At 69.2% G+C, this 14,996-nt stretch carries 11 protein-coding genes and 1 pseudogene; 4 read left to right on the top strand and 8 right to left on the bottom strand.

The genetic code is table 11. The annotated features are described in order from the left end of the window. Positions 1 to 155 precede the first annotated feature (155 nt). From BLV92_RS14715 to BLV92_RS14705, 3 genes and pseudogenes are all read right to left on the bottom strand, one after another. The gene (locus tag BLV92_RS14715) at positions 156 to 1,340 is read right to left on the bottom strand and encodes an MFS transporter (protein WP_090546050.1); all 1,185 of its coding nucleotides are present in this window, start codon (positions 1,338 to 1,340) and stop codon (positions 156 to 158) included. A gap of 76 nt (positions 1,341 to 1,416) precedes the next feature. Next, the gene (locus BLV92_RS14710; RefSeq protein WP_143040685.1) at positions 1,417 to 1,758 is read right to left on the bottom strand and encodes a hypothetical protein; all 342 of its coding nucleotides are present in this window, start codon (positions 1,756 to 1,758) and stop codon (positions 1,417 to 1,419) included. A gap of 24 nt (positions 1,759 to 1,782) precedes the next feature. Continuing rightward, positions 1,783 to 2,540, bottom strand: a pseudogene (locus BLV92_RS14705) (crotonase/enoyl-CoA hydratase family protein). 201 nt (positions 2,541 to 2,741) lie between these two features. On the opposite strand from BLV92_RS14705, the gene BLV92_RS14700 reads away from it, so the two are divergent. Beyond that, the gene (locus BLV92_RS14700) at positions 2,742 to 3,299 is read left to right on the top strand and encodes a plasmid fertility inhibition factor family protein (protein WP_243842533.1); all 558 of its coding nucleotides are present in this window, start codon (positions 2,742 to 2,744) and stop codon (positions 3,297 to 3,299) included. Here BLV92_RS14700 and BLV92_RS14695 read toward each other — a convergent pair. From BLV92_RS14695 to BLV92_RS14685, 3 genes are all read right to left on the bottom strand, one after another. Then, positions 3,284 to 4,282 carry a 2-hydroxyacid dehydrogenase gene (locus BLV92_RS14695; protein WP_090546046.1) on the bottom strand — a complete coding sequence of 333 codons (999 nt, stop codon included), beginning with the start codon at positions 4,280 to 4,282 and terminating at the stop codon, positions 3,284 to 3,286. The genes BLV92_RS14700 and BLV92_RS14695 overlap by 16 nt on opposite strands. 60 nt (positions 4,283 to 4,342) lie before the next feature. After that, complete coding sequence (locus tag BLV92_RS14690) at positions 4,343 to 5,311, bottom strand: LysR family transcriptional regulator (protein ID WP_090546044.1); 969 nt, start codon at positions 5,309 to 5,311, stop codon at positions 4,343 to 4,345. Positions 5,312 to 5,974: 663 nt separating this feature from the next. Continuing rightward, positions 5,975 to 7,186, bottom strand: a complete 1,212-nt coding sequence (locus BLV92_RS14685) for an MFS transporter (RefSeq protein WP_090546042.1) — start codon at positions 7,184 to 7,186, stop codon at positions 5,975 to 5,977. A gap of 346 nt (positions 7,187 to 7,532) precedes the next feature. Here BLV92_RS14685 and xdhA point away from each other — a divergent pair, with 346 nt between their 5' ends. From xdhA to xdhC, 3 genes are read left to right on the top strand one after another with little or no spacing between them, the layout of a single operon-like run. Next, on the top strand, positions 7,533 to 9,062 hold the full coding sequence (gene xdhA / locus BLV92_RS14680) for a xanthine dehydrogenase small subunit (protein ID WP_090546038.1): 1,530 nt from the start codon (positions 7,533 to 7,535) through the stop codon (positions 9,060 to 9,062). 37 nt (positions 9,063 to 9,099) lie between these two features. Beyond that, positions 9,100 to 11,457 (top strand): xanthine dehydrogenase molybdopterin binding subunit, encoded by a 2,358-nt coding sequence (gene xdhB / locus BLV92_RS14675; RefSeq protein WP_090546036.1) that lies wholly within the window; start codon positions 9,100 to 9,102, stop codon positions 11,455 to 11,457. Between the two features lie 16 nt (positions 11,458 to 11,473). Continuing rightward, complete coding sequence (gene xdhC, locus BLV92_RS14670) at positions 11,474 to 12,040, top strand: xanthine dehydrogenase accessory protein XdhC (protein WP_373681871.1); 567 nt, start codon at positions 11,474 to 11,476, stop codon at positions 12,038 to 12,040. Between the two features lie 1,156 nt (positions 12,041 to 13,196). Here the strand turns inward: xdhC and BLV92_RS14665 are convergent. Both BLV92_RS14665 and BLV92_RS14660 read right to left on the bottom strand, forming a co-directional pair. Then, on the bottom strand, positions 13,197 to 14,168 hold the full coding sequence (locus tag BLV92_RS14665) for a LysR family transcriptional regulator (RefSeq protein ID WP_090546034.1): 972 nt from the start codon (positions 14,166 to 14,168) through the stop codon (positions 13,197 to 13,199). A 139-nt stretch (positions 14,169 to 14,307) separates the two neighbouring features. Then, positions 14,308 to 14,961: a 2-hydroxychromene-2-carboxylate isomerase gene (locus BLV92_RS14660; RefSeq protein ID WP_090546032.1), complete on the bottom strand. Its 654-nt coding sequence runs from the start codon at positions 14,959 to 14,961 to the stop codon at positions 14,308 to 14,310. Positions 14,962 to 14,996: the final 35 nt, after the last annotated feature.

The following is a 14,996-nucleotide window of genomic DNA, read 5'->3' as shown; positions in this document are numbered from 1 at the left end:
TTCAACCCGGCGGGTTATGACGCCCGACGTGCGGACAGCGACAGCCATGGCAATGCGATCGCGCAGGCCGCCATCGCCGCGACGCGGCCCAGGCGGCTCCGAACGCCGGCCGCACCGACCAGCGGCAGCGCACGTCAACCGCCCTTACCGCCGCATCACACACACGACGTACTTTCCCCGACCCCCATCCGCTGCCGCGCGCGTTTTTCCATCGACGCGGACACGAGCGTCAGCGCGAACGACGCGACCGCCATCGCCAGCCCGACCCACGGCAGCGTGGTGAGCGGCGCGCCCGCGCCGATCGCGACGCCGCCGAGCCACGCGCCGCCCGCGTTGCCGAGGTTGAACGCACCCTGGTTCAGCGTCGATGCGAGGTTCGGCGCGTCGCTCGCGCGATCGACGACCAGCATCTGCAACGGCGGCACGATCGCGAACGCGAGGATGCCCCACACGAAGATCGTCGCCATCGCGGCGGCCGGCTGATGCATCGCGGCCGCGAACACGGCGAGGATCACGCCGATCGCGAACAGGAAACCGAGCAGCGACGGCATCAGCCGCCAGTCCGCGAGCCGGCCGCCGAGCGTGCTGCCGACCGTCAACCCGAGTCCGAACAGCAGCAGCACGAGCGTGACCGCGTGCGGCGAGAAGCCGGTCACGTCTTCGAGGATCGGCGTGATGTAGGTGAATACCGAAAAGAGGCTCGCGGACGCGAGCGCGCTCGCGCCGAGCACCGCGAGCACCTGCGGGTTCTTCAACACGCCGAATTCGCGCACGAGGCTCGCCTTCTGCATCTCGATGTTCGACGGCAGGAACGCGGCGAGCGCGCCGGCCGCCAGCAGGCCGATCACCGTCACCGCCCAGAACGTCGCGCGCCAGCCGGCGAGCTGTCCGAGCGCGGTGCCGAGCGGCACGCCGAGCACGTTCGCGAGGGTGAGGCCGGTGAACATCAGCGCGATCGCCTGCGCACGGCGGTTCGGCGCGACGAGCCCCGCCGCGACCACCGAGCCGATCCCGAAGAACGCGCCGTGACAGAACGCGGTGACGATGCGCGCGGCCATCAGAACGGCATAGTTCGGCGCGAGCGCGCACAGCAGGTTGCCGATGATGAAGATGCCGACGAGCCGCATCAGCGCCTGCTTGCGCGGCATGTTCGCCACCGCGATCGCGACGATCGGCGCGCCGATCGTCACGCCGAGCGCATACGCGGACACCAGCATCCCGGCCGCCGGGATCGACACCGCGAGGTCGCGCGCGACGTCGGGCAACAGCCCCATGATGACGAACTCGGTGGTACCGATACCGAACGCGGCAACGGCAAGGGCAAGCAGGGGCAGAGGCATGATGGGCGACGCGTCGGAGAAGGGTCCGCGCGTCGGACGGCGCGCGGTTCGCGCACGGCGGCGGGCGGCGATGCGGTTAGGGATTGTACCGAACGCGCCATGCGGCCGCTCGGCGCGACCGGCACTGTTGCTTTTCCGGGATACACGGGCGGGCGTTCGGGTTGATTAGGGAGGATGACGTATCAAGCAACGTATCAAGCAACGTATCAAGCAACGTATCAAGCAACGTATCAAGCAACGTATCGAGCAACGTATCGAGCAACGTATCGAGCAACGCATCGGGCAACGCATCGGGCAACGTATCGAGCAACGCATCGGGCAACGTATCGAGCGACGTATCGGGCAACGCATCGAGCAACGCATCGAGCGACGCATCGGGCGATTCGCGGGCAGCGCAGCAAACCAGCGGATCGAGCACGCCCGCCGCCGCCCCGCCGCCCCGTCAGTCCGCCGGACCGTCGTTCGATCCGCTTCGTTCGATCGATCCGCCGTGCCGTCCCGCGCCTTCCGCGAAATGCGCCGCGCCCGCGAGCCCTTCGTCGAGCACCGCGCGATAACCGCTTTCGCCTTCGCGCCGCAGCGCGTCCGCAAGCTCGTCGAGCAGGCTGGGCTCCAGCGCCGAGCGGCCCGCGGGAACGCGGCCAGTTGCGCGGCGAGCGCCTCGGCCGCCGCGCGGCACGATGCGGTTCGCGAGGCCGAACGACCGCGCGTCGCGCGCATCGACCGCGCGTCCGGTCAGGATCAGGTCGAGCGCGCGCGACAGCCCGATCAGCCGCGGCAGCCGCACGGCGCCGCCGTCGATCAGCGGAATCCCGATGCGCCGGCGGAACACGCCGGGCACCGCATCTTCGTCGACGACGCGCGGGTCGCACATCAGCGCGAGTTCGAGGCCGCCCGCGACCGCATATCCGGACACCGCCGCGATCGTCGGTTTCGTCAGCGTCATCCGCGTCGGGCCGAGCGCGCCGGGGTCGTCCGCGCTCAGGTCGTTGCGCCGCTCGTCGTCGCCGTCCGCGCTCAGGTCCGCGCCCGCGCAGAAGTGTCCGCCCCCGCACCGAACAGCACGGCCACATGCCCGTCGGGCTTCGCTTCGAAGCGCGCGAACGCGTCGGTGAGCGCGTGCGCCGCCGGAGCGTCGAGCGCGTTGCGGCGCGTGGGCCGGTCGAGCACGATCGTCGCGACGCGGCCGTCCGGCTCGATGCGCTCGTGCTAGCCCCAGCTTTCGGTCATCATGTGTTAGTCTCCTGCGCCGCGCGCCATGGCCACGGTCGGCACGCGGCATGCTACCCGCGATGAATGGAACCGTTCGTCGTCATGGGGCATTCACAAATGAACCGTAGCTTAGGCCGCTTTTCGGCGTCGATCCTCGATCCCGCCTTTCTCCGGAGCCCCTTTCTGTCCATGCCGTCGTCTGTCCCGAGCGTCCTGCCGAATGGCGATCCGTCGTCCGGATCGTTGTGGATCGTGCCGTTGCCCGCCCATGCCGGGTACGACCACGTGCGTCTCGCGCGCGTGTTCGCGGACGAGGGCGCGCGCCACGAGGTCGTGGTCGTCGACGTGCGCAGGCTGCTGCAATGCGCGGACCGCGACGACACCGACTACGTGCTGAAGCCGGTTGACGAATGGCATGCGGGCAAGGTGCGCGGCATCCGCGAATTCCTCGATCCGTCGAACGAGCGGATCCCGCAGATGCCGTACGTGACCGTCAGCCGGCGTCGCGTCGCGAGCATTGCGGGCTGGTTCGGGCTGGCGCACGAAGGGGTCGTTGCGTTCCGCAACGGCCAGCATCGCGCGCGTTATCTCGCGTATGCGGGCGCGTTGTGGCTGCCGGTCGAGGCGCACGAGCGCGAGGCGCCGCTGCTGCGCGAACTGTGCGGCGTGGCGCTGATGCCCGAATACGGCGCCGACGCCGGCGCGGGCCTCGGCCCCGACGCGCTGCCGCGTCATTCCGGCAACTGAACCGCGTTGCGCGTCGCGCCGTCGCGCCACGCGGCGACGTTGCCAAGCGTCGTGCGCGCGATCTCGTTCATCGCCTCGCGCGTGAAGAACGCCTGGTGCGCGGTGACGATCACGTTCGGGAACATCAGCAGCCGCGCGAGCACGTCGTCCTGCAGCGGCAGATCCGAGTGATCCTCGAAGAAGAGGCCGCCTTCCTCCTCGTACACGTCGAGCCCCAGATGCCCTAGCTGGCCGGTCTTCAGCGCGCCGATCAGCGCATTGCTCTCGACGAGCCCGCCGCGCCCGGTGTTGATCAGCATCGCGCCGCGCTTCATCCGCGCGAGCGCGTCCGCGTCGATCAGGTGGTGCGTGGCCGGCACCAGCGGGCAATGCAGGCTCACGATGTCGGACTCCGCGAGCAGCGTGTCGAGCGGCACGTACTGCACGCCGAGCGCGATCAGTCCGGCGTCCGGCGTGCCCGGATCGAACGCGAGCACGCGCATGCCGAAACCCGCCATGATCCGCGCGAAGGTCCTGCCGATCATCCCGGTGCCGACCACGCCGACCGTGCGCCCGAACAGGTCGAAGCCGAGCAGCCCTTGCAGCGAGAAGTCGCCTTCGCGCGTGCGCGCCACCGCACGCGGCAGCCGCCGGTTCAGCGCGAGGATCATGCCGGCCGCGTGCTCGGCGATCGCGTGCGGGGAATACGCCGGCACGCGCACGACCGGCAGCGCGTGCCGCGCGGCCGCCGCGAGATCGACGTGATTGAAGCCGGCCGAGCGCAGCGCGACGAGCCGCACGCCGAGCGTCTGCAACTGTTGCAGCACCGCCGCGTCCACCGTGTCGTTGACGAACGGGCAGACCGCGTCCGCGCCGCGCGCGAGGATCGCGGTGTCGGGGTCGAGCCGCGTGTCGTGGAAGTGCAGATCGAAGCCGAACGACGCGTTCGCTTCGTTGAACGTGTCGACGTCGTACTGGCGGCTGCTGAACAGGTCGATCCGCATCGTTGCGCTCCGGTGCGCCGCCGTCTCGGCCGTGCGTACCGGGCGTCGGCTGGTTTCAGGTCATGGCCCGCCGACCGCGCGCAGCGCGGCGCCGGCATTCGCGGCAAGCGGACAGGGCGCCGCCGGCGGGCGGCCGTTCGCGAAGTGCTCGACCGCGTAATCGACGAAACGGCGCGTTTTCGCCGGCAGATGCTGGCGGCCCGGATAGACGATCGACAGCCGCGCGTCCGGGTCGTCGATCTCGTAGTCGGGCAACAGACGCTGCAACGTGCCGGCCGCGAAGTCGTCGGCGACGAGCGGCGCGGGCACGATCGCGACGCCCATCCCGGCCAGCGCGGCGAGCCGCACCATCAGCATGCTGTTCACAGCATACGCGGGTTGCAGCGTGACCGGCTGCGCGTGCTCGCCGGCCCGCGCGAAGCGCCACGTCGCGCTGTGCTGGTCCGGCGGCAGCGAAATCGCCGCGTGCAGCGTCAATTGCTCCGGCGTGCCGGGCTCTCCGTGTTCCTCCAGCCACGACGGCGCGGCGCACGGCACGAACGCCGAGGTGCCGAGCGTGCGCGTGATCAGCTCGCTGCCCGGCGCCGGCGAGGCGGTGAGGATGCCGACGTCGTAGCCGTCTTCGAGCAGATCGACGTTGCGCGCGTCCACGGTGAGCCGCACGTGCACGCGCGGATAGAGCCGCCGGTAGCCGTCGATCAGCGGCGTCAAGGTCGGCAGCGACAGCGCGCCGGACGCGACGACGCGCAGCGTGCCGCTCGGCTCGTGCTCGGTGTGCAGGACCGCATGTTCGAGATGGTCGAGTTCTTCGAGCACGCTGCGGCAGCCTTCGAGATAACGCAGGCCGGCGTCGGTGAGCGACACGTTGCGCGTCGTCCGGTTGATGAGCCGGGTGTGCAGATGGGCTTCGAGCGTGGCGATCGCGCGCGTGACGAGCGCGTTCGACACGTCGAGCTGCTGCGCGGCACGGCGAAAGCTCTGGCTTTCCGCCACCCGGACGAACACGCGCATGGCATGTATCTGGTTCATCGAAGTTCGCCTCGTATGCAAGGTACATGGACCGGTGAAGGGGCGTTGCAACTACACGAACGGCGCGGTGGTGTGCGGGCGAATGTCCCGTCGGACCTCCGATTGCTGAATAAGCAGGAAAATCATATTGACTGTCAGAGAAAATAACAACTTCCGGGCAAAAAACCCATCCTTTTTAAATGGCTACAGCAATCGCGAATGCACGACGACTCAAATGATGAATCCGCTTATCGGCGTGACTGTCACAATTCGATTTTGACTGTTCGGGCGCCAGCGCGGATTTATCCCGTAACGGGCTGTGGGCGGCCCTGTGGGGTGGCCTTCGGCGGGAATCGTCCGGATGCCGTAATTTCGCATGCGGAGAGTTAAACCCGGATAAAAAAAGAAGGCGGAAGTTTTTCATATCCGGCAGTCATCGCGCGAAAAATATTGGCAACGTGACTATTTGATTTTTTTTATGCCTTTCGGGTCCGGAAAAAGAAAACGTAAATCCGGCGACGGGCGGTTGTTGACCGTCGATGTTAACTTTGTTAACTCCGTCAATCGGCCCGGCCGGCCGCATCGAGGCGGCCGCGAGCGGCGCGTCGCGGTGAAACCGTTTTCCGCCCTCGCGCAACGGTTTCGCGGCGAATCCTTGCTGCTGCAACGATCGGTGCGGCGTGTCTAACCGGCGGTCCGTGCGCCGCCGGTTCGCACGCTGCGCCGGTACAGCGCGACCGACAGCGCGACCGCCGCCGCCGCCGCGAGCGCCGCGAACAGGAACACCGAGCCGTAGCCGAACAGGTTCGCGACGAACCCGGCGAGCGGCCCGGTGATGCCGAGCGACAGGTCGAGGAACACCGAGTACGCGGACAGCGCCGCGCCGCGGCTCGCCGGCGGCACGAGGCCGACCGCCTCGACGCCGAGCGCCGGGAACACCAGCGCGAAGCCGAAGCCGGTCAGCGCCGCGCCCGCGAGCGCGACCTGCGGCGCCGGCGCGAGCCACAGCAGCAGCAGGCCCGCGCATTCGCAGGAGAACGACGCGATCGCGACGCGGAAGCCGCCGTACTTGCGGATCGTGTTCGCGAACAGCAGCCGCGCGCCGATGAACATCGTGCCGAACACCGTCAGCGACAGCGCCGCGTTCGGCCAGTGCTTCGCCGCGTAGAACAGCGTGATGAACGTCGCGATCGAGCCGAAGCCGGCCGACCCGAGCGCGAGGCCGATGCCGTGCGGCAGGACGCGCGTGAACACGCTGCGGTACGACATCCGCTCGCCGTGCACCACCGGCACCGCCGCGATCGGCCGCGCGAGCCAGTAGCCGAGCGCGGCGAGCGCGATCACCGTGACGCCGAGAATCCAGAAGCCGCAGAAGCGCGCCAGCTCGACGCCGAGCGGCGCGCCGATCGCGAGCGCGCCGTAGGTCGCGATGCCGTTCCACGAGATCACGCGCGCGTTGTTCGCCGTGCCGACGCGGCCGATCCCCCACAGGATCGCGCCGGTGCCGCACAGGCTCTCGCCGAAACCGAGCACGAGCCGGCTCACCACCAGCAGCCCGAGGCTCAGCGACGGCCAGTGGCCGGCGAGCGTCGCGAGCAGCAGCAGCGTGCCGCTGACGCCGCAGCCGATCAGCCCGATCGTCACGGTTTTTTTCGGGCCGAGCGTGTCGGCCGAGCGGCCCGCGAGCGCGCGCGACGCAAGCGTCGCGAGGTACTGCACGCTGATCGCCGCGCCGGCGACGACCGTGCTGAAGCCGAGATCGCCGTGCACATAACCGGGCAGCACCGCGAGCGGGATGCCGATGGCGAGGTAGCAGAGGAACGTGAAAAAGACGACCGGAATGATCTGCAGGGTCGTCGCGAATTCGCTGCGCGGCGGCGCGAGGTCGGCGGACATGGGGGAAATGCGGGTTGAAGACGGCGGAAAAGCGTGATTTTCCCATGGAACCGGTTCTTCTGCAGTCACCAAAGAAGCGGCTTACGGGAACGAAAGGCGGGGCGGCCGTTTTCCGCGATTTTTCGCCGGCCGCCTCCGGCCTTCTTGCTGGCCGGTTCGCGGTGCAAAATGAACGGGTGCCGCCCGCGACCGGGGGGCGCGCGGGCCGGGACATATCGCCGTACCGATATGTCCGCCATGCTCGTGCGCCTATGGGTTGCGAATATTGGCGGTGATAGCTTTCAAACCATCCCCCGAGCGTGGCCCGTGCGGCCCGCCCCCCTCGACGAATCACCCGATCGATCCGATGAGCCAGCCGATCCGCTTCTATCACCGCCATGCGATCCGCGAAGTCAGCGACGCGCCGGTCACCCGCACCGTCCTCCAGTATCTGCGCGAGGACGCGCGCTGCACCGGCACGAAGGAAGGCTGCGCGGAAGGCGACTGCGGCGCGTGCACGGTCGTCGTCGGCGAGCGCGACGGGCAGGGCGGCGTCCGGTTCAAGGCCGTCAACGCGTGCATCCAGTTCCTGCCGACGCTCGACGGCAAGGCGCTCTTCACCGTCGAGGACCTGCGCCAGCCGGATGGCTCGCTGCATCCGGTCCAGCAGGCGATGGTGGACTGCCACGGCTCGCAGTGCGGCTTCTGCACGCCGGGTTTCGTGATGTCGATGTGGGCGCTGTACGAGAAGCACGGCCACGAGCAAGGCGCAGGCGCCGCGCACGCATCTACGGTGCCGTCGCGCGACGAGATCGCGAACGCGCTGACCGGCAACCTGTGCCGCTGCACCGGCTACCGGCCGATTCTCGACGCGGCCGAGCAGATGTTCGCTTCGTCCGCGCCGAAAGTCCCGCTCGACGTCGCGGCGCTCGCCCGCGCGCTCGCGGCGCTGGAGCGCGACGACACGTTCCGCTACGAATACGACGGCCGCCGCTTCGACGCGCCGCGCACCGTCGACGCGCTCGCCGCGCTCAAGGCCGAACGCCCGGCGACGCGCATCGTCGCCGGCAGCACCGACGTCGGGCTGTGGGTCACGAAGCAGATGCGCGACCTTGGCGACGTCGTGTATGTCGGCGGCATCGACGCGATGACGCGCATCGCCGTCGATCACGCGTGGATCGAGATCGGCGCGGCGGTCAGCGTCGAGCGCGCGTATGAGGAACTGGCGAAGCACTATCCGGAGCTGGTCGAGATGGGGCAGCGTTTCGCGTCGCTGCCGATCCGCAACGCGGGGACGCTCGGCGGCAACGTCGCGAACGGCTCGCCGATCGGCGACTCGATGCCGGGGCTGATCGCGCTCGGCGCGCGCGTCGTGCTGCGCGGCGGCGACGTTACGCGCGAACTGCCGCTCGAAGACCTGTATCTCGAGTACCAGAAAAAGGACATGGCCGACCACGAGTTCGTGCTCGCGGTGAAGGTGCCGGTGCGCGTGCCGAATCTGCGATTCCGCACCTACAAGCTGTCGAAGCGTTTCGACTCCGACATCTCGGCGGTCTGCGCGGCGTTCGCGTTCGTCGCGGACGGCGACGCGATCCGCGCGCCGCGCGTCGCGTTCGGCGGGATGGCCGCGACCCCGAAGCGCGCGGCGCGCACCGAGGCCGCGCTCGCCGACGCGCAGTGGCACGAGGCGACCGCGCAGGCCGCGATGCTCGCGCTCGGCGACGACTACGCGCCGCTCACGGACATGCGCGCGACCGGCGACTACCGGCTCGACGCCGCGCGAAACACGCTGTATCGCTTCTGGCTCGAAACGCGCCCGCGCGATCCGCTGCCGAAGGCCGCGCTCGACGTGCGCGCGGTGCAGGCCGAGACCGGCATCGAGGACGCCGCCGCATGAGCCGCACGCCGCAACGAAAGAACCGGAGAGCAACGTCATGAACCAGCAGGTCGAACCGTTCATCGAGGACGCGCAGCAGCGCGAGGCGTTCGCGCAGGTGCACGTGTCGCGCCCGCACGAATCCGCGCATCTGCACGTAAGCGGCCGCGCGACCTACACCGACGACATTCCGGTCGTCGCCGGCACGCTGCACGCGGCGCTCGGGCTGTCGTCGAAGGCGCACGCGCGGCTCGTGTCGCTCGGGCTCGACAAGGTCCACGCGACGCCCGGCGTCGTCGCGGTGCTGACGGCCAGCGACATTCCCGGCACCAACGACTGCGGGCCGATCGTCCACGACGACCCGGTGCTCGCGGACGGTCTCGTGCAGTACGTCGGCCAGCCGATGTTCATCGTCGTCGCGACGTCGCACGAAACGGCGCGGCGCGCCGCGCGCCGCGCGGAAGTCGTCTACGAGGAGCTGCCCGCCGTGCTCACCGCGCAGCAGGCGCGCGCGGCCGAACAGTACGTGATCCCGCCGCTGAAGCTCGCGCGCGGCGACGCGGCCGCGCGTCTCGCGCGCGCGCCGCATCGCGCGGCCGGCGAGATGACGCTCGGCGGCCAGGAGCAGTTCTATCTGGAAGGGCAGATCGCCTACGCGGTGCCGAAGGACGACGACGGCATGCACGTGTGGTGCTCGACGCAGCACCCGAGCGAGATGCAGCATCTGGTCGCGCACGTGCTCGGCGTCGCGTCGCACAACGTGCTGGTCGAATGCCGGCGGATGGGCGGCGGTTTCGGCGGCAAGGAATCGCAGTCCGGTCTGTTCGCGTGCTGCGCGGCGCTCGCCGCGTGGAAGCTGCTGTGTCCGGTGAAACTGCGGCCCGACCGCGACGACGACATGACGATCACCGGCAAGCGGCACGACTTCCACTACACCTACGAGGTCGGTTACGGCGACGACGGCGCGATCGACGGCGTAGCCGTCGACATGACGTCGCGCTGCGGTTTCTCCGCGGACCTGTCCGGCCCGGTGATGACGCGCGCCGTGTGTCACTTCGACAACGCGTACTGGCTGAAGGACGTGTCGATCGCGGGCCATTGCGGCAAGACCAACACGCAGTCGAACACCGCGTTTCGCGGCTTCGGCGGCCCGCAGGGCGCGTTCGCGATCGAGTACATCATCGACGACATTGCGCGCACGCTCGGCCTCGATCCGCTCGACGTGCGCCGCCGCAACCTGTACGGCAAGACCGACGACAACGTGACGCCGTACGGGCAGGCGATCGACGACAACGTGCTGCACGAGCTGATCGCCGAACTGGAGACGACGAGCGGTTATCGCGCGCGGCGCGCCGCCATCCGCGCGTTCAACGCGAACAACGACGTGCTGAAGAAGGGCATCGCGCTGACGCCGGTGAAGTTCGGCATTGCGTTCAACGTCACGCACTTCAACCAGGCGGGCGCGCTCGTCCACATCTACACCGACGGCTCGGTGCTCGTGAACCACGGCGGCACCGAGATGGGCCAGGGGCTGAACACGAAGGTCGCGCAGGTCGTCGCGCACGAACTCGGGATCGACTTCGCGCGCGTGCGGGTCAGCGCGACCGACACGAGCAAGGTCGCGAACACGTCCGCGACCGCCGCGTCGACCGGCTCGGACCTGAACGGCAAGGCCGCGCAGGACGCGGCGCGGCAACTGCGCGAGCGGCTCGCGGCGTTCGCCGCGAGCACGTGGGGCGATGACGGCGTCAGCGCATCGGACGTGCGTTTCGCGCACGACAGCGTGATCGTCGGCGGCAATGCGGTGCCGTTCGGCGAGGTCGTCGCAAAAGCGTATCTGGCGCGGGTGCAGTTGTGGTCGGACGGCTTCTACGCGACGCCGAAGCTGCACTGGAACCAGGCGGCGCTGCAAGGCCGGCCGTTTCACTACTACTCATACGGCGCGGCGGTCTCCGAAGTCGTGATCGACACGCTGACCGGCGAGATGCGCGTGCTGCGCGCGGACGCGCTGCACGACGTCGGCGCGTCGTTGAACCCGGCGCTCGACGTGGGCCAGGTCGAAGGCGCGTTCGTGCAGGGCATGGGCTGGCTCACGACCGAGGAACTGTGGTGGAACAAGGACGGCCGTCTGATGACGCACGCGCCGTCCACGTACAAGATCCCGACCGTCAACGACATGCCGGCCGACTTCCGCGTGAGGCTCTACGAGAACCGCAACGCGGAGGACAGCATCCACCGTTCGAAGGCGGTGGGCGAGCCGCCGCTGCTGCTGCCGTTCTCGGTGTTCTTCGCGATCCGCGACGCGGTGGCGAGCGTCGCCGACTATCGCGTGAATCCGCCGCTGAACGGGCCGGCGACCGCCGAGGAAATCCTGCGCAGCGTGCGCGCGGTGCGCGCCGCGGCGGCGCCGGGTTGAAGCGAGGAGCGCGGCAATGCAGGCGATGGAACCCCCATCGACGGGACCGGTGATCGGGCGGCGCGTGACCGGCGCGCCGCAGGCTGCGCCGATGCACGTCGTGCTGTTCGGCGCGGGTCACGTCGGCCATGCGCTCGCGCGGCTGCTCGGCACGTTGCCGTGCGTCGTGCAGTGGGTGGACGAGCGCGACGAACTCTTTCCGGACGAGACGCCCGCGAACGTGCAGGTCGAGGCGACCGACACGCCGGCCGCGCTCGTCGACCGCGCGCCGCCCGGCGCGTATTTCCTCGTGATGACGCACAACCATGCGCTCGATTTCGAGTTGACCGAGCGGATCATGCGCCGCCGCGACGTGTCGTGGTTCGGGCTGATCGGCTCGCAGACGAAGCGCGTGAAGTTCGAGCGCCGGCTCGTCGCGCGCGGCGTCGAACCGGCGCGGCTGACGGAGATCGTCTGCCCGATCGGCGTGCCGGGCATCGTGGACAAGGCGCCCGCGTCGATCGCGCTCGCGGTCGCCGCGCAACTGATGCAGGTCCGCACCGCCGCGGTACGCGCGGCGCAGCCCGAGGCGGTGATGCGCTGACCCGCGGCGGCGGTTCGCGCCGCATCGCCCGCGCAATCCGCGCAATCCGTGCCAAATCGTCATCCGGTTCAACGTGCCGCACGGCGTTCACGGCATCGACGCGGAAACGTTGATTACCCTGCAGGCTTCTTTGTCCTCGTTGCTTCCGTGCCTTCATGCGGCCGTTCGCGCGAGATGCACGGAGGATCTGCCTGTTGAAACCAGTCGTCGCAGTGGCGCGCCTGCTGACGTGCGTGACGTTCGCGGCCGTCGCCCCGGTCGCGGGGCCGGCCTGCGCGCAGGAAGTGGCGCTGTTCATGGGGCCGCTGCATGCGCACGACGAATCGCATTGGGTCAGGGCGTGGGGTGTCGAGTATCAGCACGCGCTGACTGAACACGATGCGCTCGCGTTCGAATGGATCAACGAAGGCGCGGTGCGCGACAACCATCGCGACGGCCTCGCGTTCCAGTACTGGCGGCGCGCGCAGTTCTTCGACCGCAGGCTGTCGATTGCCGCCGGCATCGGGCCGTACGGCTTCTTCAACACGACGTCCGGCGGTTATCGCGACGACCACGGCTGGGGTGCGCTGATGAGCGTCGCGGCGACGTGGTACACGGCAAGCCGCGTGTTCTACCAGCTACGGTTGAACCAGGTGGTCGCCGCGAGCAGCTTCGACAGCACGTCGCTGATGTTCGGGATCGGCTATCAGCTCGATGCGCCGCGCGGACGCGGCCCGCTCGCGGGCGGCACCGCGGCCAGCGTGCCGTCCGGCGACCAGTTGGCCGCGCTGGTCGGGCTGGCGACGGTGAACAACCGCGGCACGCCGAGTGCGTTCGCATGGTCCGTCGAATACCGGCACGGCCTGAACCGCTACTTCGACGCGACGCTGAGCTGGCTCGACGAAGGTTCGACCTCGCTCAGCAAGCGGCGCGGCGTCGCCGGGCAACTGTGGCTGCGGCGCGGTTTCGCGGACGACCGGCTGAGCCTCGGCGTCGGCGCGGGGCCGTATTACGCGGTCGGGCGCGACACGCCATCCGGCAATGGCCGCCCGGTGTCGCTGCTGTTCACGATGACGGCCGCGTACAACCTGAGCCGCCACTGGTTCGCGCGCGTCGCATGGCACCGCGTGATGACCCCCTACGACAAGGACAGCGACGTTTTTCTCGGCGGCTTCGGCTACCGGTTCCAGGCCGCGCCGTGGCGCCCCGCGCCGCGCCGGCCGCCGCCGGCGGTCAGCGCGCGCGACGCGTCCGCGAACAGCCCGCGCAGCCACGCGACGTCGCCGGGACGGTCCGGCTGCGGATGCCACAACTGATAGCAGCGGATGCGCGGAAACGCGAACGGCGGCTCGACGACCGCGAGCGGCAGCAGGTTCGCGTAGTGCGTCGCGAAGCGGCGCGTCGTCGTGAAGATCAGATCGGATTGCAGCAGCACCTGCGGCACGAGGCCGAAATATGGCAGCGTCGCGACCACGCGCCGCTGCGCGCCGGCCTTCGCGAACCCGACGTCGATCGCGCTTGCCTTCGCGCCGCTATAGCGCGTCGGCGCGAGATGCGGCGCGTTCAGATACGCGTCGCGGGTCAGCGGCTCCCGCGCGAGCGGATGGTCCGCGCGCATCATGCAGACGACGGTGTCCGCGAACAGGTCGCTCTTCGCGAAGCGCGGCTCCGGTTTCGGCCAGTTGCCGATCACGAGATCGAGTTCGCCCGCGTCGAGCGCCGCGTGATGGTCGAGCGTCGGGCTGAGCGACAGGATTTCGAGCCGCGCGGCTGGCGCGGCGTCGCGAAAGCTCGCGATCAGCGTTGGCATGAAGAAGTCGTTCAGATAGTCCGGCGCGGCGACGCGGAACGTGCGCCGCGAGCGCGCCGGGTCGAAGTCGCCGTGCGGCGTCGCGACGAAATCGACGTCGCGCAGCACGCGCTGCGCATGTTGCAGCAGCGATTCGCCGTACTCGGTCGGCACCATGCCGGACTTGCCGCGCACGAGGATCGGGTCGCCGAGGATCTCGCGCAGACGCCGCAGCGCGGTGCTGATCGCCGGCTGCGTCTGGTTCAGCCGCAGCGCGGTCTGCGTGACGCTGCGCTCGACCAGCAGCGTGCGCAGCACGCGCACGAGCCAGATGTCGAGAGAGGCGGCGTGGTCGTCCATGTCGGCGCGAAGGAAGGGTCCGCATAACGCATAACGGCATAACCATAGGCCGGACGGACCCGCGCCGCCATAGGGCGCGCGGTATGGCGGGGATCAGCGTGCCGCGCGGGCCGTGACGATGCGCGTTGCGCGCCGCCGGTCAGTCGGCGGACGGCTTCGCGAGCCCGGACGGCAGCGCGCTGATGCGCTTCACCTCGCGCGAGTCGAGCCAGTGCGGAGTGCGCGCGCAGTACAGCACCATCGGCAGCGCGTCCTCGCCCCAGAACAGTTGCCGGTTCATCCAGAACGTCGGCACGCCGAACACGCCGAGCGCGGTCGCATCGGACGTATAGCGGCGCAGTTGCGCGCGCACGACTTCCTGCTCGATCAGCGACGCGCCGTGCGTGATGCCGACCCGCTCGCACAGTTCGTCGAACCCTTCGTCGCTCGACGGATCGCGGCCCTCGCGCCAGATGAAGCGGAAGATCTCGCGCACGCACGCGATGTCGCCGCCGGACGCGATCGCGAGCAGCATCGGCTTTACCGAATCGAACGGATGCGCGGGCGGCATCTTGAACGGGATGCCGAGCTGCTCCGCGCGAAAGAGCGCGTGCCGGTACGTGAACACGCGCTTCGGCGGGATGTTGTACGAACTCGTCTGCCCCCAGTGGCGGTACAGCTCGGAGAGCAGCACCGGCGTCGGCACGAAGTCGATCGCGGGCCACTTCTCGCGTTGTTCGAGCAGCAGGTACGAGAACGGCGACACGAAGTCGTAAAACCACATCGGCTTGCTGGTGTCGATGCCGCTGATCATGCTGTTCCTCCCGGTTTGCTTTATTTGTGCGGACC

This window comes from Paraburkholderia caballeronis, from assembly GCF_900104845.1.
GTDB classification, from domain to species: Bacteria; Pseudomonadota; Gammaproteobacteria; order Burkholderiales; family Burkholderiaceae; genus Paraburkholderia; species Paraburkholderia caballeronis.
The sequence above is the reverse complement of the archived record's forward strand: the minus strand, read 5'-3'. Positions and strand labels throughout refer to the sequence as shown.